Here is a 19429-nt window from a genome sequence, read left to right as displayed (position 1 = left end):
GAGCCGCCACTCATCACCCGCGCACCGCCTCCGGCCGGCCGAGGGAGAAGGAGATCCGGTCATGCCCACGCCCAGCACCGCCCCGTCGTTGCGCACCACGCCGGAAGGCCTTCTCTGGGAGCCCAGTGAGCGCTGGGTGCGCGGCCGGAAGGGCGATGTCATCGTGGTCGACAGCCGCCACCCCGTCCTCGTGTGGGAGCCCGGCGTCCCCGTGCCGCTGTACGCCTTCCCACGCGCGGAGGTCCGCGAGGACCTGCTGCGGCCGGCGAAGAAGCCGCCGGTCGGCGCTCATGCCGGGTCGACGGTCTTCTACGACCTCGAAGTGGACGGCGAGCTGCTGGAGAACGCGGCGTGGGCCTTTCCCTCCGGCGATCTGGCCGGACACATCGCCTTCGAGTGGTTCCAGCGCACCGGCCGGGGCCTGGACCACTGGTACGAGGAGGAAGAGGAGATCTTCGTCCACCCCCGTGACCCGTACAAACGGGTGGATGCCCTGCCCAGCAGCCGGCACGTCGTCGTCGAGATCGGCGGCCGGGTCGTCGCCGACACCCGCCGCCCGGTGCTCCTGTTCGAGACAGGCCTGCCCACCCGCTACTACCTCCCCCGCGAGGACGTCCGCCTCGACCTGTTCCGCCCCACCGACCACCACACCGGCTGCCCCTACAAGGGCACCGCCGAGTACTGGTCCTGGGACGGGGAGCACGACGAGCCGGACGTTCCGCCCGACGTCGTGTGGAGTTACCCCGAGCCGCTGCCCGCGGTGGGCGCGATCAAGGGGCTGCTCGCCTTCTACAACGAAGTCGTCGACATCACCGTGGACGGAGAGCGCCTCGAACGCCCGGTCACGCCGTTCACCAGGACGCTGCCCTAGGCACGGGGCTCGGCCGTGCACCACTCATGTAGCACCGGAACCAGGCCGCGCCCCTGTTCGGTCAGCACGTACTCGTAGCGGGGCGGCCGGTCCTGGTAGGGGCGTCGCTCCAGCACGTGGTGCTCGGTCAGGGGTGCGCAGGCGCTCGGTGAGGATCTTGCGGGAGACGCCCAGTTCGCCGGCGAGTTGGTGACTGTCCCAGCATGGACGACGCCCTGCTCTCGGCCGCGGGGGACAGCGATGCCGATGGGCTCCCGGCGATACAGGTGGCCCCCAATCAAGGAAAGCTGCTGCACCTACTCGCCCGGGCCCTGCCGGACGACGGCCGCCTGGTCACCCTGGAGAGCGACCCGCACTACGCCGCCGTCGCCACCGCCAACATCGCCCGTGCGAGGCCGGACCACATCGTCGACCTCCGCGTCGGCAGGGCCCAGGACGCCCTGCAAACGTGGTCCGCGAGGGCGCCGTCACCGACGCGGCCGACAGCGACTCGCACGTCCAGGGCGTGCGGTGAGCAAAGGGCGGGACGGGACCGCCCGCCGGCCGGGGAAGGACGGCGGCCGCCGCCGACGGCGCCGCCCCCGGCAGGACGGTTCTCCACCCTGCCGAGGGTGTGGTGGTTCAGCTGCCGGTCAGCAGCCGTCGTACGACATACCCGGCGGAGTCCACGCCCGAGCTGCCGCCCTCGACGAGCGCCGCGACCGAGATGCGGGAGTTGTAGGCGGTCAGCCAGCCGTTGGTGTGGTCGCCTTCCTCCGCGGTGCCGGTCTTGGCGCCGACACCCACCAGCCCGCCGAGTCGCGGTGCCGCCGTACCGCTGGTGGCCACGTTGCGCATCATCGACTGCAGATAGCCGGCCGTGCGGGCGGAAATGGGCCGGGCCGCCGTCTGCTGGTGCTGTCCCGGCAGGATGACCGGCTGCTCGAAGCCGGCGCCCCGGACGGTGGCCGCCACGGACGCCATGAACAGAGGCGTGGCGGTGACCTTGCCCTGGCCGATGAACTGGGCCGCCTGATCGCCGCCCTGGACGTCCGGCGGAACGCTCGCGTCGGTGGTGGCGACTCCCCCGCCGATGGACCAGCTGCCCATGCCGAAGGCGTTCACGGCCTCGTCGTGCAGGGCGGAGGCGTCTCCGCCCTGCACCAGGTAGTGGAAACCGTCCTTGATGAAGGAGGTGTTGCAGGACACCGTGAACGCCTGGGCGAGGGAGGAGCCCGGGTTGGGCCGCACTCCGGAGTCGTTGTGGAACAACTGGCTGTTGGCCATCAACGAGTCCTGGCACGGCGCCGGGCTGCTCGGCGTCAGGCCGGCCTTGTCGAAGAGGGCCGCCGAGGTGATGATCTTCATCGTGGAGCCGGGGGACTTGATGCCGTTGATGGCGATGTCGCCGTCGTCGCCCGAGTGCGCGATCGCCAGGATGTGACCGTTGTGCCAGTCCAGCGCCACGGTGCCGGCGGGCTTCTGCTGGAGGTGAGCATCCTGGACGGCGCGCTCGGCCACCGCCTGGAGGCCGGCGTCGATGGTCGTTCTGACGACCGCCGGGCGGCCCTTGGCGAAGACCTTCAACGTCTTCACGCCCGCGCCGCCGGCGTCGACGACGGCCACGCCCGTTCCGGGGGTACCGCCCGTGGGCTTCGCGTTCTTGCCGATCGTGGCCGCGATGTCCCGCAGCGAGGCGAAGCCGGACAGGTCGGTCCTGCCGTCGCTCGCCACGACCTTCGTGCCCCCCGCGCCGGCCGGCAGCTCGCCCGCGGTCAGCGACTGGCCGTCACCCAGGCCCGGATAGAGCACCGAGTTGTTCCAGTGGACCGCCGAGTGACCGTTCGTGCTCTTCAGTACGGCCACCGCGCTCGGGTAGCTCCAGGTGCCGCCCGCGACCTGAGCGGTCACGTCGAAGGTGACCTTGGTGGCCCCCGACGTCACCGGCGAGGGCCCCACCGACACGATGTGACCGAACGACAGCTTCTTCAGGTGCAGGCCGTCGGCGTAGTCCCGCAGCGCCCGCGCGGCCGTACCCGGTACGTCGGTGTGGCCTGCCGCGCCGTCCAGGCGCTGCTGGGACCAGCTGTCCAGGAAGGAGCGGGCCCGCTTCACCGCCTCGGCGTCCGACGGAGGCGTGCTGGACAGCGCCGACGGGTCGAACGCGCGCGCGTCCCGGGAGTCTGCGTCACCTGACGAGCCCGAGGCCAGGCTGTGCAGGATGTTGTAGGTACCGATTCCCCCCAGGGCGAGCAGCGCGGTGCAGGTACCGGCGAGGCCGATCTTCACAGCTCTGTTCATGAGCAGGATCGTATGTATGTTCCATGAAAGCGTGTGCCGAGTTCCACGAAAGTGTGTGCGGATCGTCGGTAGATCGTTATCGGAACGCCAAGTCCGGTGCAGGGCCGTCCCTGACCACAAGCCCCCGACGGGCGGATCCACCACCGGCACGCGGTCGTCCGCCCGTGCCGCCGCACGGCCGCCATGGAACCCGGACCGCTGCCCGAGCGGGCGGCCTGGCCCGCACACCTGTCCGCAACGTCCCCATACATCGGACGTGTTGAGCAGCGACCCGGAATCTCCGACACCCGCCGCTGCCGGGGCCCTCCCACCCAAGCGGCCGAACTTCCCTGCTTCCCTGGGTAGTTCGGCCGTGCTCACGACCAGAAACGGGCACCACCGGCTGCGGTGCGGCGCCTAGGCGCCCGAGGTCACGGCCTTGAGTTCGGTCAGTGACTCCCGGATCAGCTGCTGCATGGGGCGTTCCTCGCCCGGTGCGATCCAGCGTTCGAAGGCGACCTTGAAGACGGCGACCCCCGCCTCGGCGGCCAGGCTCGCGGTCGGCTCCGGGACGCCGCGGCCGCGCAGCGCGCCGGCGAGCGCGGAGGCCATCGAGGCGAGTTTGATCAGCTCGCGCTCCTGGAGTTCGGCGTTCGCGGTGATCACGGCATGGCGACGGCGCGCGTGCTCACGCCGGTCGGTGAACGCCTCTGCGGCCGCGTCCAGCCCGGCGGACAGCGCATCGAGCGGCACCGCGGCCTCCGGGGCATCGGCGACCGCCCGCACGATCAGCTCCTCCAACTCCCCCGCGCCCGAGAAGAGCACCTCGCGCTTGTCGGCGTAGTGCCGGAAGAAGGTCCGCTCCGTGAGCCCGGCCCGCTTGGCGATCTCCGCCACGGTGGTCTGCTCGTACCCGCGTTCGGCATAGAGCTCCAGTGCGGCTTTCGCCAGGCGTCCGCGCGCGTCCGGCTCCCATCTACCCATGACGAGATCCTACGTGATGACAGAGACTGACATCAGGTGTAGCGTCTATGACAGTCACTGACATCGACTGTCTGGGGTCTCCCATGCGCATCTTCGTCACCGGCGCCTCCGGCTGGATCGGATCCGCCGTCGTACCCGAGCTCATCGAGGCGGGTCACCAGGTCGTCGGGCTCGCCCGTTCCGACGCCTCCGCCGCCGCGCTCACCGCGGCCGGAGCGGAGGTCGTCCGCGGCACACTCGACGACCTGGACCTGCTCCGGGACGCGGCCGCCGCGTCGGACGGGGTGATCCACCTCGCCTTCAAGCACGACATCGCCTTCGGCGGCGACTTCGATTTCAAGGGCGCCGCCGAGGCCGACCGCCGCGCGGTCGACGTCTTCGGTGAGGCGCTCGCGGGCAGCGACCGGCCCTTCGTCCTCGCCTCCGGCCTGGCCGGCTTCACGCCCGGGCGGGTGGCGACCGAGCAGGACATGCCCGTGCTCGACGGCTCGCCGCTCACGATCCGCGCCGCCACCGCGCAGGAAGTGCTCGCCTTCGCCTCACGCGGCATCCGTTCCTCCGTGGTGCGGCTCTCGCCGACCTGTCACGGCGAGGGAGACAACGGGTTCATGGCGACACTGGTCGCCGTGGCCCGCGAGAAGGGCCTCTCCGGCCACATCGGCGACGGCACCAACCGCTGGTCGGCCGTCCACCGCCTCGACGCCGCGCATCTGTTCCGGCTGGCGGTCGAGCGGGCCCCGGCCGGATCGGTGCTGCACGGGGTCGCGGAGGAGGGCGTCGCGATCCGTGACGTCGCCGAGGTGATCGGCCGGCACCTCGATGTGCCGGTGGTCTCCGTGGCACCCGAGGAAGCGGCCGGGCACTTCGGCTGGCTGGCCGGCTTCCTCGGCCTCGACATCTCGGCGTCGAGCGCGCTGACCCGCGAGCTCCTGGACTGGGAGCCGGCCCACCCAGGTCTCCTCGAAGACCTCGACAAGGGGCACTACTTCCACGCCCCGGCCACCGGCGCCTGACGGCCCCGGGCCGACCGGGGGCGGGGCGCCGGGTGCCCTGTGGCGGGAGAGTGCGGCCGGCCCGTCGCCGGGCCCGGTGCCCCGGCCGAAGGCGGGCGGAGTCAGCAGTCCCGGGGCAGTAGCCCGGCCGGCCCGGTGTCGCGCCTGAGTGTCGTTCGTCGCCGAGCTGGGTGAGGTGTCCCTGCACGTGTAGCGGTCAGGGACGCGTCGGCCTGCTCGCCGTCCGGGATGCGCTCGTGGTCCAGGACCTCACTGAGCAACAACTGCGGGTCCGGGCGCGGCCGACGCTCCCTCGTCCCGCCGCACCCGAACGGACACCCCCCGAGCGGGGCTGCTTCCGGCTCGGCCGGGTGACGCACGGCGCCGTCTACGCGGTCCCGCACATCAGCGACGGCATGACCGTGGGCGCACCGGCACCATCCCGCCGCGGCCGGCAGACGGTGGCGACGCCGTGACCGGCACCGCCTGCCTCCGTGGCGAGCGGCCGGTCGGCCCGTAGGGTGGAGCTGTGACCGGCGAGACTGATCTGCAGACACTGCTCAGCGGCATGCGTCCGGAACTGAATCCGGGCCGGTATGTCTTCACCATGGCGGAGGGCGGCGTGCCGTCCGGTGTCACCCCCGTGGTGACGGTGGCCGAACAGGAGGGCCTGACCCTTGTCGTGCCTCAGGCGGAGGCGGACTCGGCAGCGATGGCGTACGACTACGTGGCCGGCTGGATCACCCTGCGGGTGCACTCCGCGCTGGCCGCGGTGGGGCTGACCGCCGCTGTCTCCCGCGCCCTCGCCGACGCGGAGCTGAGCTGCAACGTCGTCGCCGGCTTCCACCACGACCACCTCTTCGTTCCCTACGACCGCGCCGAGGAGGCCGTGGACATCCTGCGGCGGCTGGCCCACGGCTCCTCCTGACCGCGCGGGCTCTGGCCGGGCGGCCGCCGAAGGGGGGAAGCCCTCGTCGTGGTGTGCGGCCGGCGTGGTGAAGGGCGTGCCGGCTCGTGACCTGGTGGGCGGTGCCCGGACACGGATGCCTCGGCACCCATCCGCAGCACCCATCCGCAGGCCCCCGGCCGACAGGTGGTCGGCCCCCACCACAGCCGCGTCGCACCCCTACCCGTCGCCGACTTACGACGCCATCGTGTACCGATGAGCCGCATCAGCCATTCGGTGATCGTCGCGTGCGTGCCCCGTCCCTGGTTCGAGGAGGCGGTCGGCGTGCTCTTCGACATGGTGCGGGGGACCCGTGCCGAGGAGGGACGGGTGCTGCTTCCCGACGGGCGGGCGGTGCCCGGTGTGCGGCTGGTGGAGGGCGAACACCTGGCAGCGGGCGCGGTGTACGAGGTCGAGGCCGACGACGGACCGCGCCCGGAGCCGGAGCGGCTGCGCATCGTCGATCGGCGGGCCGGAAGCGACCCGGCGGTGCGACTGGAGTACGCCCCCGGAGACGACGGTACGGTCGCGGTCGTGGAAGGCGCGCTCCACGGCGTCGCGCGCCCTGTCGCCGCCGAACTGCACGGGTCGGTAAGGTCCCTTGGCCGCCGCTGGGCGTCCCTGCGGCGAGCGCAGGGTGATGCCCGTGTCGATCTGCGGGCATGGTGGGACGCGGCCGAGGGACGGCGCTTCTGCGGCACGCCGTTCGAGGCGCATCTGGGTCACCGACTTGCCGAAGCCACACTGTGGGCGCTGCCCCGGCCGCACGGCGACGGCCGCTGGGAGGTACGGCTCGTCCTGTCACCTCATGGCCGCTCGCTGCTCCGCCCCGTCGCCGCGGTCGGTCTCCTGCTGTTCCGACGCCGGCTGCGCGAGGCTTTCGCCGACACGGTGGACAGGATGGCCCAGGTGTGGAACGCGACCGTCCCGGAAACCGTGTCCCGGGACAGGAGCCAGCTGCGCGAACGCATCCTGGACTCAGCCGCCGCACCGCCCGGAACGCCTTGACCTTGCCACCGAGGGCAGGGTTTAGCGTGTGTGCGAGGTGAACGGCAATGAGGATCAGTGAGCTGGCGCGTCGGGCGGATGTCACGCCGAAAGCGGTGCGGTACTACGAGTCGCTGGGGCTGATCACAGCCGAGCGCCTGCCCAATGGCTACCGGGACTACGGCGAGGACGACGTACGCCTCGTGCGGGAGATCAGGACACTTCACCGGCTCGGTATCCCGGTCGAGCGCACCCGGCCGTTCCTCGAGTGCCTGGCGGCCGGACGCGCGCACGCGGACGACTGTCCCGCCTCCCTCGCGAGCTACCGCGAGGCCATCGACGAGCTCACCGAGCGCATCGAGTCCCTGACCGCCCGCCGCGCGACGCTGATCGCCAACCTGAACGCCGCCGCCCACCGCGGCAGCGGCGTCGTACCACCCGAGGAGAGAGGCTCCGGACACATGGACTATCTGACGCTGCCCGCGGATCTGCCCGTCCCCGAGGACGACGGCGCCGCGGACCACCTCCCCGGCATGAAGGTGCCGAGCCTCGCGCTGCTCGACACGGCCGGCCGAACGATCCGCCTGGACGAGCTCGGATCCCGGCGCACGGTCGTCTACGTCTATCCCCTCACCGGTCGGCCCGGCACCGACCTGCCGGAGGGCTGGAACTCGATTCCCGGGGCGCGTGGCTGCACACCTGAGTCGTGCGGCTTCCGCGACCACTTCCAGGACCTGCTCGAAGCCGGCGCCGGCCGCGTCTACGGGCTGTCCAGCCAGGACACCGACTACCAACGCGAGGTCGTGGAGCGTCTGGGACTGCCCTTCGACATGCTCTCCGACCCCGCCCTCGACCTGGCCGACACGCTTGGTCTGCCCACGTTCGAGGTCGAGGGGATGCGGCTGTTCAGGCGCCTGACACTCGTCCTCCGCGCCGGTGTGATCGAGCATGTCTTCTACCCGGTCTTCCCGCCGAACGAGCACGCCCAGCAGGTACTGACCTGGCTGCGCGAGAACCCTCTCCAGGCATAGGACCGCAGGACCCGGCCGAGCGCGGGGGCCGAGCCCTTCCGGCTGGCACCGGTGGGCGCCTGAGCGCCGGATGACATGTCCTTCGCCTGCGGCGGCTACCGGCGTGCGGACACCTGGGCCGGCGCGGGCTCGCGGACCATGAACACATCGACCGGTTCCTCGGTCTCGACGGCGAAGCCGTGACGTTCGTAGAGCCGTTGGGCCCGGCTCCCCCGGAGCGCGTTCAGCCGGACCCGGATGCCGTCGCGGTCGCACCGCTCCAGCAGCAGCCGCAGCACGACCGACCCGATGCCCCTGCCCTGCAGGCTCGAGTCCAGGTGGAAGTGCTCCAGCCAGTGGGCGTCGTTCGCCGGCCGCAGCGCCACGAATCCGGCCAGGGCGCCATCTCCCAGTCCGCCATGATCGTGATGCTAGCCGTGTGGGATTCCCCCGGCTGCCGGACCGACGGCGTCACGGGCCGTGAGGGGTCGCTTCTCGCAGGAAGTCTGCGATCGTTGTCACGAACCGGTCGGCGTCGTCCAGCCATGGGAAGTGCCCCGCCCCGGGCTGTACGACGAGTTCGGCTTTCGGGAAGAGGGCCGCGAACTCGGCCATCGCGGGCGGCGGTGCGCCCGGGTCGACCTCACCCGCGAGCAGCAGCACCGGTTTCTCGAAGCGGGCGAGCGCGGCGCGGGTGGCTCCGGGGTCGAAGGCGCCCTCGGCGCCGAAGGCGGCCACGACGTCCCGGTTCAGCTGTTCGTCCTCGGCTGCCTTGTGGGCCCGGGCCACCTCGTCCCAACGGCCGTAGGAGAACGGCGCGATGGCCCGGAAGTTCTCCGCCGTGGCCGCGCCCGCCCCGATCGCCTCCAGGGCCGCGAACGCCTCCGGGAACCACGGCTCGCCCCGGCGCGGCCGTACGGTCTCCCGCCGGAGCCGATCAGTGATGGTCAGGCCGACGGCCCGCACGCTCGGGGTGATGAGCACGAGCCGGCCGATGCGGTCGGGGTGCCGACTCAGGTACTGCACGGCCAGATTGGCTCCGGCACTGTGTGCGAGGAGGTCCGTCCGCTCCAGACCCAGGTGCCGGCGCAGGGCTTCCACGTCGCCGACGAGCCGGTCGCAGCGGCAGGTGGCGAGGTCTTCGGGCACAGCCGAGCGCCCGGTGCCCCGCAGGTCCAGCCTGATCAGCTTCCGGTGCGCGGACAGTCCGCCCAGGTCGCCCAGGTACGTCGACTGCTGCGGTCCACCGGGCAGGCACACCACGGGTATGCCGTCCCCGGAGACACGGTAGGCGAGTTCGGCGCCGTCGTACGACACGAAAGATTCCATCGTGGCATTCTGCCGGGGCCATGGCTCTTCCCGCATCCCGGATCCGCAGGTCACATCGGAGAGATGACACGGAGGGATGACACGGGGGAGAACGGCACACCTGCGGGCAATGCACAGGGTTCACTCGGTGGAAACCCGCCGGTCCATCCGTATCATCCATGTGTCGGGGGACCCGCAGGACAACTCCCGTTCCCCGTCTGCCGCAAGCGCAGGCGGCGGAGCGCACCAGAGTCACGATAGGAGCCACAGATGCCTGAGCCCACCGCCCCCGTCACCGAGTTGACCTCGCAGTACGTCAGCCAGGTGACCAACGACCTCGAGCACAACGTCAAGGAACAGGAGCGCATCACCGCCGAAATCGCGGCGCTTCAGGAGCAGTTGGCGGCCCTGCAGCACGACCAGACGATCCTGGTGAACATGCGGCAGGCGCTCGGTGTCGCCTCCTCGGTGGGCACACCCGCACCGGCCGAGGGCGCCGTGGTGCCGGCCCCGCGCAAGAAGACCGCCACCGCGTCCGGGGCGCACCGGGCGCCGAAGAAGGCGGTCCCGGAGCAGTCCGGGCGCAGGAAGCAGGCCGCCAGGAAGCCCGCGGCGACCAAGCCCTCGACCAAGCCCCCGGCGGCCAAGCCCGCGGCGACGAAGTCCTCGACGACGAAGTCCTCGGCGGCGAAGGCGACCGGCCAGTCCGCTCAGCCCACTCTCATCGAGCTGGTCCGCCGCCATCTCGCCGAACAGCAGGAGCCCCGTTCCGCGGCGGAGGTCGCCGAGGCGCTCGGCAAGGCCCATGCCGACCGGGAGATCCAGACCAAGGTCATCCGCACCACTCTGGAGAACCTCGTGGCCCGCAACACCGTCCAGCGCTCCAAGCAGGGCTCGTCCGTCTTCTACACCCTCGCCACCGCGCCCGAGTCGGCGGCGGCGAACGCGGAGGAGTCCCCGGCCGACGCTGCCGAATGAGCCGTGGCCACATCGCCCCGTCCCGCACCGACCACGGTCGACGAGTACCGGACGGGGCGAGCCGGCACGGCCGACCTCCCTGCGGTCACCATCTGGACACGCACTGAACGACGATGGATCACATGCCGGTTCCGCGGCTCATGCACCGGCCGTGGCCTTCTGTCGCGTCTGGTCGAACTCGCTCACCGGGTCGCCGCCGGCCCGCCAGGGCCACGCGGTGACGACACCACCGATCTGCTCGAAGACGGCACGCGCGTCGGCGCGCCGGTCCGCGGCGACCAGCGCATAGGCGAGGAGGTTGAGGTCGGCCAGCGCCTTGGCGTGGCGGAGGAACCCCGGCTGGATCCATGTGTGCGCCGCGCGGTCCAGGGCCTGCAGGGCCATGTCGTGGGACCAGTGGTTCCGCGCGACCAGCGCCTCGAGCCCGCCGCGGCGGAGGATGGCGTGGTACTGGTGGACCTGAGCGGTGAGTTCGGTCGCCACGCACGGCGCGTTCGCGGGCATGCGGGCGCGCAGGGTGTCCACGAACTCCAGGACCTGGATGCGCGAGCCCGCCTCGTCCGGGCTGAGGTAGGCCAGCATGTTCAGATAGGCCTCGCGGTTCCAGCGATCGCGTGCGAGCACCTCGTTCCACAGCCCGAAGACCTGCGACTGCTCGCGGCGTTCCAGGCGGGCCACGGCGAGGAGGGCCACCCAGGGCGTCGGGTCCTCGGGGGCGAGTTGGGCGGCGCGCAAACAGACCTCGACGGTGCCTGCGGGGTCTTCCAGGTGCCCCTGTGCGCGGGCCTGCGCGACCTGGGTCCAGGCGTGCAGGACGAGTGCGTCCACGCTGCGGGGCTCGCGCGTGACCCAGGACCGTGACAGGTGCGATCCGACGAGGAATCCCGCCAGGACCTCCATACGATGCGTACGGCGGTCCCAGTCACCGGGGTCCTGCTCCAGGAGGCGGGACATCTGCGCCACACACAGCTCACTGGTCGCGATGGTGCCGGTCCTGGTGGTCGCCGCGAGCGACTTCAGCAGCTTGCCCAGGTCCTGGTCATCGAGTTCCGGAGCAAGACGGGCCCTTCTGCGGCGACTGGAGAGAAATGCCATGTCCGGAGGCTAGGGCGTAGCGGTGGGCGCGCAAGGGCTGGGCCGAGATCGTTATGGTTTACACGTACAACTTGCTCATACAAGTTGCCTATATTGCCGTCCATGCCCGAGATACAGCTGCTCCGTCCGGCTCATGGTCCCGCGCTGTTCGCCTTCGAGCAGGAGAACCGGGCCTACTTCGCGGCGTCGATCCCTGACCGGGGTAACGACTACTTCGCCCGGTTCGACGAGCGCCACCGTGCCCTGCTCGCCGAGCAGGAGGCCGGTCACTGCTACTTCCACCTGCTGGTGGGCGCCGGAGGCGAGGTGTTGGGCCGGATGAATCTCGTGGATGTCGCGGACGGCGGCGCCGAGCTCGGATATCGCATCGCCGAGCGTGCCGCGGGCCGGGGGCTCGCCACCTGGGGCGTGCGGGAGATCTGCGATCTGGCCGCCAACCGCTACGGGCTGACGGCGCTCCGCGCCAGGACCACACTCGACAACGCGGCGTCGCGGGCCGTACTGGACCGCTCGGGGTTCGCCGTCGTCGGCGAGACCCGGCTCTCCGGTCGCCCCAGGCTGTCGTATCTCCGCTGCCTTGCGGCTCTCATCGCTCCGCCGGCCCCGACGACTGCCCGGCCGCCGAGCGGGAACCGGACCACGCGGGGAGGGTATCAAGCGGGTACGTGATCAAGCCCCCTGCGAGGACTCCTCGGCCGCTTTGCCGACGCGCAGTGGTACGGCGAAGAAGGCCGGCGCCGCGCAGGCCGCCACGCACGCTGCCGCTGCCAGGGTGCCGGGAAGGGACCAGGTCGCCAGCGGGCCGCCGATCGCCGCACCCGCCGCGAAGGCGGTGATCTTCAGGCTGGCGCCGGTGGTGAAGATCTGGCCGCGCAGACGGTCGGGCGCCTCCCGGTGGCGTACCGCGAAAAGCGCGGTGAGCTGGGGTCCTTCACCGGCCCCGGCCAGCAGCAGGGCCGGCACGAGCACGGCCGGCCGGCCGGTCGCCGCCAGGGCGAACGCGCCGGCCTGGATCAGGGCGCCGGCCCAGATGATCGAGTCGGGGGCGACGCGCTGCGGGAACCGTGCCAGTACGGCGTTGGCTGCGAGCGCCGTGACGGCCGTACAGGACAGCAGCAGCGCGCCGCGCCCCGCATCGCCGAGGACACGTTCCCCCAGCAGCGGGACGCACGCCGTCAGCATGCCCTGTGCGGCGCAGCAGACGACCGAGGCAAGGGTGGCCCGGGCCAGCCGGGGGTTGCGCACGATGACCCGCGCGCCGACGGCGAGGTCACCGATCAGCGAACCGGGTTGCCCGTTCCGCACCCGCGCGGAACGCGCCGGCAGGGCCCACGCCGCCGGCGCCGCGGAGCCGATGAGCGCCGCCGACGCCACGACGGCCGTCGACGCCCCGGACACCTCGGCCAGGCCGCCGGCGAGGACCGGACCGGACAGGCTCGCCATGCCGAAGGTCATGGCATCGAGTGCGTTGGCCCGTGGCAGCCGGTCCCCCGCCGCCACCCTCGGCAGCTGACCCGTCCAGCCGCCCGACAGCGCGGGCGCCGGCAGCCCGGTCAGGACGGCGATCAGCACGGTCACGGTGAACGGAAGCCTTCCGAGGCCCAGGAGGATCACCGCGAGGCCGGTCGCGTACAGGACGAGCGCCGCGGCCAGCAGCCGTCCTGGCCGCCGCTGCCGGTCGAGCACCGCGCCGAGCACGGGGCCGCCTGCCGCCGCCGCGACCGTGATGCCTGCGAGCAGCGCGGATGCTTCGGAGACCGAGCCTGCGACCGCGTATCCGGTCAGCAGCAGCGCCGGTCCCGACATCTCGTCCCCGACCCGGGCGACCACCGCTCCCGCGAAATAGCCGGCCATCGCGTAACGCCTTGTCACCTCAGAGACGTTACGCACGTAACTCAAAACTCTGCAATATGCGTTACAGTGCGCTGGTGTCCCCCAGCAACGACGCCGACGGCGACTGGTCCACCCGGCACTCCGTCCTGAGCATGGCCCGCCGCACCGCCGCACTCGTGAACGCCCTCACCGAGGACCGCCCCGACCCGGGCCATGTGGCGGAGGTGCTTCTCGCGCACGGCGAGAAGGACCCCGTGGTCCTCACCCCACGGGATGTCACACAGATGCGCGAGGCCGCGGCCCGGCTGCGGGAGGTCTTCGCCGCCGAGCACGTCGACGAGGCCGCCGCCGTCCTCAACCGTCTGCTCGGCGAGCACACCGGGCCGCTCCGCCTCACTTCGCACGGTGGCGGCACGCCCTGGCATCCCCACCTCGACCGCGACGACGACGCCCCCTGGGGTGAGTGGCTCCTCGCCTCGTCCTGCCTGGCCCTGGCCGTTCTCGTCTGGGACCGCCAGCTCCCGCCCGGCAGGATCTGTGCGTCGCCCGCGTGCCGGAACGTCTTCATCGTCCAGGGCCCCGGCCCCGAACGCCGCTACTGCTCCCGCCGCTGCGCAACCCGCGAACGGGTCGCGACCCACCGGCGCGCCCGCTCCCCGGAATCACCCGCCTGACCGCACGCGTTCTCTTGCCCGACAGGTCGAGGTCCGTTCGCCGCCAGCCTTCCGCAGGTCTCGCCGGTGGGATGGGGGCATGACTTCACAGGCAACTCTTGACGGTAGGAAGGCCCTGGTCACCGGCGGCAGCCGGGGCATCGGTGCGGCGTCGGCCCTGCGCCTGGCACAGCAGGGTGCGGATGTGGCCGTGACCTATGTGCATGGCAAGGAGGCGGCGGAGGACGTGGTGCGGGCCGTCGAGGCCCTGGGGCGGCGGGCGGTGGCCCTGCGCGCCGACGCCGCGGACGCGGAGGAGGCGGCGGGTTCGGTGGGACGCGCGGCCGAGGCGCTCGGGGGTCTGGACGTCCTCGTGAACAACGCGGCCCTCGGGCTGATGCAGCCGCTGGAGAGTCTGTCGCTCGCCGATGTGGACCGCCTGATCGCCGTGAACATCCGCGGGATGTTCCTGGCCGCCCAGGCCGCTGCCGCACTCATGGTGCCCGGCGGCCGGATCATCACCGTCGGCAGCTGCATCACCCACCACACCCCGGGCCCCGGCGCCACCCTGTACGCGATGAGCAAGTCGGCGGTCGTCGGGCTGACGAAGGCGCTGGCGCGCGAGCTGGGCGGGCGTGGGATCACGGCGAACGTCGTTCATCCGGGCCCGACCGACACCGACATGAACCCCTCGGACGGCCCCTTCGCGTCCGGCCAGGCCGCGATGACCGCCCTCGGCCGCTTCGGCACGGCCGCGGAGGTGGCGTCCGCGGTGGCCTATCTGGCGGGGCCGGAGGCGGTGTACGTGACCGGAGCCGAGCTCTCCGTGGACGGCGGGTACGCCGCCTGAGCGAGGGCGGCGCACCGTGCCCGGTCCCGAGGAGCACGGTGCGCCCCGGCCCAGGTCACGGCTCGTTCAGGCGGCGTACGTCGTCCTCGTCCCACTTCCTGGTGTCGCGCGGCTGGGTGTAGGGTTCGGCTCCGCCGGCCATGGTGGGCCGGGTGTTGAGAGCACATCCTGCGTCGGTGTCGGGCGTGCCCCGCCCCCTGATTGACCGTGCCGTCGGGGGTGGGTTTTCATGGGGCGCATGCCGGGAGCAGCGCAGTCGGGTGGAGCACGCAACGGAGCCGATCCGGTCCTGGCCTTCGCCACGCAGGAGGCGTGGGAGCGGTGGCTGGAGGAGCATCACGCCGACGCACGGGGCGTCTGGCTGATGATCCCGAAGAAGGACTCAGGACTCGAGGGCGTCGACTACGCCGGAGCGCTGGAGTCGGCGCTGTGCTTCGGCTGGATCGACGGGCAGAAGAAGAAGCTGGACGAGCGGCACTGGCTGCAGCGCTTCACCCCGCGTCGGCCGGGCGGCAAGTGGTCGAGGCTGAACCGGGAGAAGGCCGTCGAACTCACGGAGCAGGGCCGGATGCGGCCGGCCGGCCTGCGGGAGGTGCAGCAGGCCAAGGCGGACGGCCGCTGGGAGGCGGCCTACGCCGGTCAGAGGACGGCCACGGTGCCCGAGGACCTGCAGGCGGCCCTGGAGGCTGCTCCGCGGGCACGGGACTTCTTCGCCACCCTGGACAGCCGTAACCGGTATGCCATTCTCTACCGGATCCAGGACGCCAAGAGGCCGCAGACCCGGGCGGCACGGATCGAGAAGTTCGTCGCCCTGCTCGCGGCGCGGCAGAAGCTGTATCCCTGATCCGGGGCCGCGGGACCGAGTGCACTTGCTTCAAGCACACTTGAACCTTCTGCCGTGGCCGGTCGCAGAGATGGCGCGCCACGCCGAGCTGGTCCGCCGGGGAGCGGACAGGCACGGGGAACGGCAGCGGATGCTGGGGCGGACCCGCCGCGAAGTCCTCGTGCGGATCGCGGAGTTGCACGACACCCTCGCTCGTCGGCGTCCAGGGCTTCGGTGCCATGGGGTTACCGGGCCATCCGCAGCGATCCGGGCTACATCAAGCAGGCCGTACCGCGATCCCCTTCCGGCACTGTTGTCCATGTGAACGGCGGAGCGGAAGGCCGCGAAGCCGGGAACGTCCGCAGGGCCGGAGCCCCGCGAAACAGCATGCCGCTTCAGGCAGCGCTGGGCCTTGTTTCAGCGACAGGGGCGCCGGTCCGGGGTGTGCCGGCGTCCGTGCGTGGTCTCGCCCGGGCCTTCAGGACTGGGGGCGTTTGCCGTGGTTGGCGGCGTGGTTGCGCCGCGACTTCTTCTTCCGGCGTCGCTTCGAGGACATGGAATCCTCCTTGAGGGAGCGGGAAAACGATGCAGAGAACACCGTAAACACCGTATATCGGGACACGGGGAGCCTCCACCGCAGCCACCGCCCTGGCCGCGAGCTCGGAGCGACACGGTCTCGGACTCTCGTTGATACGATGCGAAAAATGCCCGATTCGCCAATATTTTTCCCTCGACCAGAGGAGCCGGACATGACCGGTGGCCCGGAGCCGATCAGCGCCACTGCCCGCCGCGCGCTGGAGCAGGAGCTGGCCGACCTGCGCGACGAGCGCCGCATCGTCGCCGGAATCCTGCGGGACCGCACGGACGTGGGCGACCAGGCGGACCAGGCCGAGCAGTTGCAGCGCGCCAGTCAGCTCGGCCGGCTGGACCGTCGTATCGAGACCATCACCGAGCGGCTGCGACAGGCGGACGTGGCCGGGCCCGCCCCCACGGACGTGGTCGGCGTGGGCAGCACGGTCACCGTCCGCTTCCCGGACGGCTCGGTGGAGACGCTCCAGATCGGCGAGGTCGCCGAGGCGCTCGACCAGAACCTGGTCACCTCCGCCAGCCCGCTCGGCCGCGCCCTGCTCGGCCACCGCCCCGGAGACACGGTCCACTTCCACACGCCGGACGGCCCGTCGAGTGCGGTCGTCGAGTCGATCGGGGAGCAGAACGAGCACGGATGAGCGGCGCGGGGTCAGTTCTTCCGGACCGCGCAGTGCAGGGAGTCGTGCTGGACATCGGCGACGATGGTGTCGCCGGGCTCGGCCTCGCCGCCGAGCAGGAGGGTGGCGATGCGGTTGTCGAGTTCCGCCTGGATCGTGCGGCGCAGCGGCCGGGCACCGAACTCCGGCTGGTGTCCGTGTGCGATGAGAAGTCTCTTCGCCGCGTCGCTCACCTCCAGAGCCATCCCCTGGGCGTGGACGCGGTGTCTGCTCCGGTCCAGCAGATGGTCCACGATCTTCCCGAGATCGTCCTCGGTCAGCCCGTGGAAGATGATGATGTCGTCGATCCGGTTGAGGAACTCCGGCAGGAACCTGGTCCGCAGGTCCTCCATCAGCTCGTCCTTCAGCTCCGACACATCACCCTTGTGGTCCAGGATCAGGTGCGCGCCGATGTTGGACGTCATGATGACCACGCAGTGCCGGAAGTCGACGGTCCGGCCCTGGGCGTCGGTGAGCCGGCCGTCGTCCAGGATCTGCAGCAGGGTGTTGAAGACGTCCGGGTGCGCCTTCTCCACCTCGTCGAACAGCACCACGCTGTACGGTCGGCGGCGCACCTTCTCGGTCAGCTGGCCCGCTTCCTCGTACCCCACGTATCCGGGAGGGGCACCCACGAGCCGGGCCACGGTGTGCTTCTCCTGGAACTCGCTCATGTCGAACCGGATCATGCGGTCCTCGTCCCCGAACAGCAACGCCGCGAGTGTCTTGGCGAGTTCGGTCTTGCCGACACCCGTGGGGCCGAGGAAGAGGAAGGATCCCACCGGCCGGTCCGGATCCCCCATCCCCGCCCGGTTGCGCCGTACCGCCTGGGAGACGGCGGTGACGGCCTCGTCCTGGCCGACGATCCGGGCGTGCATCTCCTCCTCGAGCCTGAGCAGCTTCTCCTTCTCACTCGCCGTCAGCTGCGACACCGGGATCCCCGTACGGCGGGAGACGACGTCGGCGATGTCGGCGGCCGTCACCGACACCACACCCCCGCGGCGTTCTTCGATGCCGGCGAGTTCGCCCTCCACCTCGGAGATCTGCCGCTTCAGCTCCGACGCCTTCTCAAAGTCCTCCACGGAGACGGCCTGGTCGAGTTCACGGCGGAGCTGGGCGATGCGGTCCTCGCGGCTGATCACCTCCGTGGACCGGCCCACGCTGCGCAACCGCACCCGCGCCCCGGCCTGGTCCATCACATCGATCGCCTTGTCGGGCAGGAAACGGTCGGTGACGTAGCGGTCGGAGAGTTCCGCCGCGGCCGCCAACGCGCCATCGTCGAACCGGACCTGGTGGTGGGCCTCGTAGGCGTCCCGCAGGCCCTCCAGGATCTGCACCGTCTCCTCCACCGTGGGCTCGGGCACCATCACCGGCTGGAACCGCCGCTCCAAGGCCGCGTCCTTCTCCACGTACTTGCGGTACTCGTCGATCGTCGTGGCGCCCACGACGTGGAGTTCACCGCGCGCGAGGGCGGGCTTGAGCATGTTGCCCGCGTCCATCGACCCCTCCCCCGTCGCGCCCGCGCCCACGACGGTGTGGAGTTCGTCGATGAACAGGATGATCCGGCCCTTCGCGGCCTGGACGTCCTCGATGACCTTCTTCAGCCGCTCCTCGAACTGGCCCCGGTACTGCGCCCCCGCGACCATCCCTGACAGGTCGAGGGCCACGACCCTCTTGTCCTTGAGGGTGTCGGGCACCTCACCGGCCACGATCCGCTGCGCCAGCCCTTCCACGATCGCCGTCTTGCCCACACCCGGTTCGCCGATCAGCACCGGATTGTTCTTCGACCGCCGTGAGAGGATCTCGACGGTCTGCTCGATCTCCTCCGCCCGGCCCACCACCGGGTCCAGCTTTCCCGCCTTCGCCGCCTCCGTCAGATCGCGGCCGAACTCGTCCAGTGTCGTCGCCGGTGTCTTCTTCCGCTCGGCCGGGCCTCCGTCGTTCCCGGCGGCCTGCTCGGTCAGAGCGGCCAGTTTCCGCGTGTCCACGCCCTCGGCGCTCAGCAGCTCTGCAGCGCCCGTGTCGCTGTCGCCCAGCAGGGCACTGAGGATGTGTTCCGGACCGATGTACGACACACCGGCCGCCTGTGACCGGGCGTAGGCGGCCCCGAGCGTGCGCTTGGCCGCGGGGGTGAGGCCCGGTCGCGAGGACGGCTCGCCGGACTCCCGGGGCAGGATCCTGGCGATCTCGGCCGCCAGTGTGCCGGGGTCGACGTCCAGCTGGGAGAGCAGTCTCCGGGACGGTTCGACCTGGGTGGCGGCCCACAGCAGATGTTCGGTGTCCAGGTCGGACACACCGTCGTCGACCGCCCGCTGCGCGGCCAGGTTGAGCAGCTCCTGCGACGACTCCGTCAGCAGCCGGCCGATGGGCACCCGCTGCACCGCGGGGGGCGAGGACCCCGGCGACATCCCGAAGAACCGGTTGAACAACTCGCTGAAGGGATCCGACGAACCGAACGGTGCACCGAACGACATCGACATGACTGCTCCTGGGCGTGCGGGAGGCCGGCAATCCGCGGGGGTCGTTGATCCGAGGTCCGTAATCACTGAACCCCGCTGGGCCCGGCGCCGCAAACGGAGGACACGACATGCCGGTCGCT

The 19429-nt window shown here is 71.3% G+C and carries 18 protein-coding genes and 3 pseudogenes; 13 read left to right on the top strand and 8 right to left on the bottom strand.

What is annotated here, in order from left to right; translation table 11 throughout:
* Nucleotides 1-61 precede the first annotated feature (61 nt).
* On the top strand, nt 62-871 hold the full coding sequence (locus ACWC2T_RS15260) for a DUF427 domain-containing protein (protein ID WP_450670837.1): 810 nt from the start codon (nt 62-64) through the stop codon (nt 869-871).
* Nucleotides 872-900: 29 nt separating this feature from the next.
* Here the strand turns inward: ACWC2T_RS15260 and ACWC2T_RS15255 are convergent.
* Nucleotides 901-1060, bottom strand: a pseudogene (locus ACWC2T_RS15255) (winged helix-turn-helix transcriptional regulator); the annotation flags it as partial.
* 14 nt (nt 1061-1074) lie between these two features.
* On the opposite strand from ACWC2T_RS15255, the pseudogene ACWC2T_RS15250 reads away from it, so the two are divergent.
* Nucleotides 1075-1260: pseudogene (locus tag ACWC2T_RS15250) on the top strand (methyltransferase); the annotation flags it as partial.
* Between the two features lie 232 nt (nt 1261-1492).
* Here ACWC2T_RS15250 and ACWC2T_RS15245 read toward each other — a convergent pair.
* Both ACWC2T_RS15245 and ACWC2T_RS15240 read right to left on the bottom strand, forming a co-directional pair.
* Entirely contained in the window at nt 1493-3151 is a 1659-nt protein-coding gene (locus ACWC2T_RS15245) for a penicillin-binding transpeptidase domain-containing protein (protein WP_450670836.1), read from the bottom strand.
* A 396-nt stretch (nt 3152-3547) separates the two neighbouring features.
* A complete protein-coding gene (locus tag ACWC2T_RS15240; RefSeq protein WP_450670835.1) occupies nt 3548-4114 on the bottom strand; it encodes a TetR/AcrR family transcriptional regulator in 567 nt (188 codons plus the stop codon).
* Between the two features lie 83 nt (nt 4115-4197).
* Between ACWC2T_RS15240 and ACWC2T_RS15235 the strand changes: the two genes are divergently transcribed.
* The 5 genes from ACWC2T_RS15235 (at nt 4198) to ACWC2T_RS15215 (ending at nt 8070) form a co-directional block, all read left to right on the top strand.
* The gene (locus ACWC2T_RS15235; protein WP_450670919.1) at nt 4198-5127 is read left to right on the top strand and encodes an SDR family oxidoreductase; all 930 of its coding nucleotides are present in this window, start codon (nt 4198-4200) and stop codon (nt 5125-5127) included.
* 236 nt (nt 5128-5363) lie between these two features.
* Nucleotides 5364-5582, top strand: coding sequence for a hypothetical protein (locus ACWC2T_RS15230; RefSeq protein ID WP_450670834.1), 219 nt, complete (start codon nt 5364-5366; stop codon nt 5580-5582).
* Between the two features lie 53 nt (nt 5583-5635).
* Nucleotides 5636-6034: an ACT domain-containing protein gene (locus tag ACWC2T_RS15225; RefSeq protein WP_450670833.1), complete on the top strand. Its 399-nt coding sequence runs from the start codon at nt 5636-5638 to the stop codon at nt 6032-6034.
* Between the two features lie 234 nt (nt 6035-6268).
* Nucleotides 6269-7060, top strand: a complete 792-nt coding sequence (locus tag ACWC2T_RS15220; protein WP_450670832.1) for a hypothetical protein — start codon at nt 6269-6271, stop codon at nt 7058-7060.
* A gap of 47 nt (nt 7061-7107) precedes the next feature.
* Nucleotides 7108-8070, top strand: coding sequence for a MerR family transcriptional regulator (locus tag ACWC2T_RS15215; RefSeq protein ID WP_450670831.1), 963 nt, complete (start codon nt 7108-7110; stop codon nt 8068-8070).
* 95 nt (nt 8071-8165) lie between these two features.
* On the opposite strand, the pseudogene ACWC2T_RS15210 reads toward ACWC2T_RS15215, so the two are convergent.
* Together ACWC2T_RS15210 and ACWC2T_RS15205 are read right to left on the bottom strand one after the other, a co-directional pair.
* A pseudogene (locus ACWC2T_RS15210) lies at nt 8166-8453 on the bottom strand (GNAT family N-acetyltransferase); the annotation flags it as partial.
* Nucleotides 8454-8520: 67 nt separating this feature from the next.
* The gene (locus ACWC2T_RS15205; protein ID WP_450670830.1) at nt 8521-9378 is read right to left on the bottom strand and encodes an alpha/beta fold hydrolase; all 858 of its coding nucleotides are present in this window, start codon (nt 9376-9378) and stop codon (nt 8521-8523) included.
* A 249-nt stretch (nt 9379-9627) separates the two neighbouring features.
* On the opposite strand from ACWC2T_RS15205, the gene ACWC2T_RS15200 reads away from it, so the two are divergent.
* Complete coding sequence (locus tag ACWC2T_RS15200; protein ID WP_450670829.1) at nt 9628-10335, top strand: BlaI/MecI/CopY family transcriptional regulator; 708 nt, start codon at nt 9628-9630, stop codon at nt 10333-10335.
* 138 nt (nt 10336-10473) lie between these two features.
* Here the strand turns inward: ACWC2T_RS15200 and ACWC2T_RS15195 are convergent, their stop codons facing one another.
* Nucleotides 10474-11430: a hypothetical protein gene (locus ACWC2T_RS15195; RefSeq protein WP_450670828.1), complete on the bottom strand. Its 957-nt coding sequence runs from the start codon at nt 11428-11430 to the stop codon at nt 10474-10476.
* 102 nt (nt 11431-11532) lie between these two features.
* Here ACWC2T_RS15195 and ACWC2T_RS15190 point away from each other — a divergent pair, with 102 nt between their 5' ends.
* Nucleotides 11533-12099 carry a GNAT family N-acetyltransferase gene (locus ACWC2T_RS15190; RefSeq protein WP_450670827.1) on the top strand — a complete coding sequence of 189 codons (567 nt, stop codon included), beginning with the start codon at nt 11533-11535 and terminating at the stop codon, nt 12097-12099.
* Here the strand turns inward: ACWC2T_RS15190 and ACWC2T_RS15185 are convergent, their stop codons facing one another.
* A complete protein-coding gene (locus tag ACWC2T_RS15185; RefSeq protein ID WP_450670826.1) occupies nt 12100-13302 on the bottom strand; it encodes an MFS transporter in 1203 nt (400 codons plus the stop codon).
* A 38-nt stretch (nt 13303-13340) separates the two neighbouring features.
* Here ACWC2T_RS15185 and ACWC2T_RS15180 point away from each other — a divergent pair, with 38 nt between their 5' ends.
* The 4 genes from ACWC2T_RS15180 (at nt 13341) to ACWC2T_RS15165 (ending at nt 16815) form a co-directional block, all read left to right on the top strand.
* The gene (locus ACWC2T_RS15180) at nt 13341-13937 is read left to right on the top strand and encodes a CGNR zinc finger domain-containing protein (RefSeq protein ID WP_450670825.1); all 597 of its coding nucleotides are present in this window, start codon (nt 13341-13343) and stop codon (nt 13935-13937) included.
* A gap of 79 nt (nt 13938-14016) precedes the next feature.
* Nucleotides 14017-14766 (top strand): SDR family oxidoreductase, encoded by a 750-nt coding sequence (locus ACWC2T_RS15175; RefSeq protein ID WP_450670824.1) that lies wholly within the window; start codon nt 14017-14019, stop codon nt 14764-14766.
* A gap of 238 nt (nt 14767-15004) precedes the next feature.
* Nucleotides 15005-15610 (top strand): YdeI/OmpD-associated family protein, encoded by a 606-nt coding sequence (locus tag ACWC2T_RS15170; protein ID WP_450670823.1) that lies wholly within the window; start codon nt 15005-15007, stop codon nt 15608-15610.
* A 728-nt stretch (nt 15611-16338) separates the two neighbouring features.
* Nucleotides 16339-16815 carry a GreA/GreB family elongation factor gene (locus tag ACWC2T_RS15165; protein WP_450670822.1) on the top strand — a complete coding sequence of 159 codons (477 nt, stop codon included), beginning with the start codon at nt 16339-16341 and terminating at the stop codon, nt 16813-16815.
* Nucleotides 16816-16826: 11 nt separating this feature from the next.
* Here the strand turns inward: ACWC2T_RS15165 and ACWC2T_RS15160 are convergent, their stop codons facing one another.
* Entirely contained in the window at nt 16827-19310 is a 2484-nt protein-coding gene (locus ACWC2T_RS15160; RefSeq protein WP_450670821.1) for an ATP-dependent Clp protease ATP-binding subunit, read from the bottom strand.
* Nucleotides 19311-19429: the final 119 nt, after the last annotated feature.

It is taken from the genome of Streptomyces sp. NPDC001393 (genome assembly GCF_053597455.1).
This window is presented reverse-complemented; position numbering and strand designations above follow the sequence as displayed.

Coding starts and splice junctions, on each gene's coding strand:
- ACWC2T_RS15200 (WP_450670829.1), top strand. CDS start 9,628: ATGCCTGAGCCCACCGCCCCCGTCACCGAGTTGACCTCGCAGTACGTC.
- ACWC2T_RS15235 (WP_450670919.1), top strand. CDS start 4,198: ATGCGCATCTTCGTCACCGGCGCCTCCGGCTGGATCGGATCCGCCGTC.
- ACWC2T_RS15245 (WP_450670836.1), bottom strand. CDS start 3,151: ATGAACAGAGCTGTGAAGATCGGCCTCGCCGGTACCTGCACCGCGCTG.
- ACWC2T_RS15205 (WP_450670830.1), bottom strand. CDS start 9,378: ATGGAATCTTTCGTGTCGTACGACGGCGCCGAACTCGCCTACCGTGTC.
- ACWC2T_RS15260 (WP_450670837.1), top strand. CDS start 62: ATGCCCACGCCCAGCACCGCCCCGTCGTTGCGCACCACGCCGGAAGGC.
- ACWC2T_RS15215 (WP_450670831.1), top strand. CDS start 7,108: ATGAGGATCAGTGAGCTGGCGCGTCGGGCGGATGTCACGCCGAAAGCG.
- ACWC2T_RS15170 (WP_450670823.1), top strand. CDS start 15,005: ATGCCGGGAGCAGCGCAGTCGGGTGGAGCACGCAACGGAGCCGATCCG.
- ACWC2T_RS15220 (WP_450670832.1), top strand. CDS start 6,269: ATGAGCCGCATCAGCCATTCGGTGATCGTCGCGTGCGTGCCCCGTCCC.
- ACWC2T_RS15240 (WP_450670835.1), bottom strand. CDS start 4,114: ATGGGTAGATGGGAGCCGGACGCGCGCGGACGCCTGGCGAAAGCCGCA.
- ACWC2T_RS15190 (WP_450670827.1), top strand. CDS start 11,533: ATGCCCGAGATACAGCTGCTCCGTCCGGCTCATGGTCCCGCGCTGTTC.
- ACWC2T_RS15175 (WP_450670824.1), top strand. CDS start 14,017: ATGACTTCACAGGCAACTCTTGACGGTAGGAAGGCCCTGGTCACCGGC.
- ACWC2T_RS15180 (WP_450670825.1), top strand. CDS start 13,341: ATGCGTTACAGTGCGCTGGTGTCCCCCAGCAACGACGCCGACGGCGAC.
- ACWC2T_RS15165 (WP_450670822.1), top strand. CDS start 16,339: ATGACCGGTGGCCCGGAGCCGATCAGCGCCACTGCCCGCCGCGCGCTG.
- ACWC2T_RS15195 (WP_450670828.1), bottom strand. CDS start 11,430: ATGGCATTTCTCTCCAGTCGCCGCAGAAGGGCCCGTCTTGCTCCGGAA.
- ACWC2T_RS15160 (WP_450670821.1), bottom strand. CDS start 19,310: ATGTCGATGTCGTTCGGTGCACCGTTCGGTTCGTCGGATCCCTTCAGC.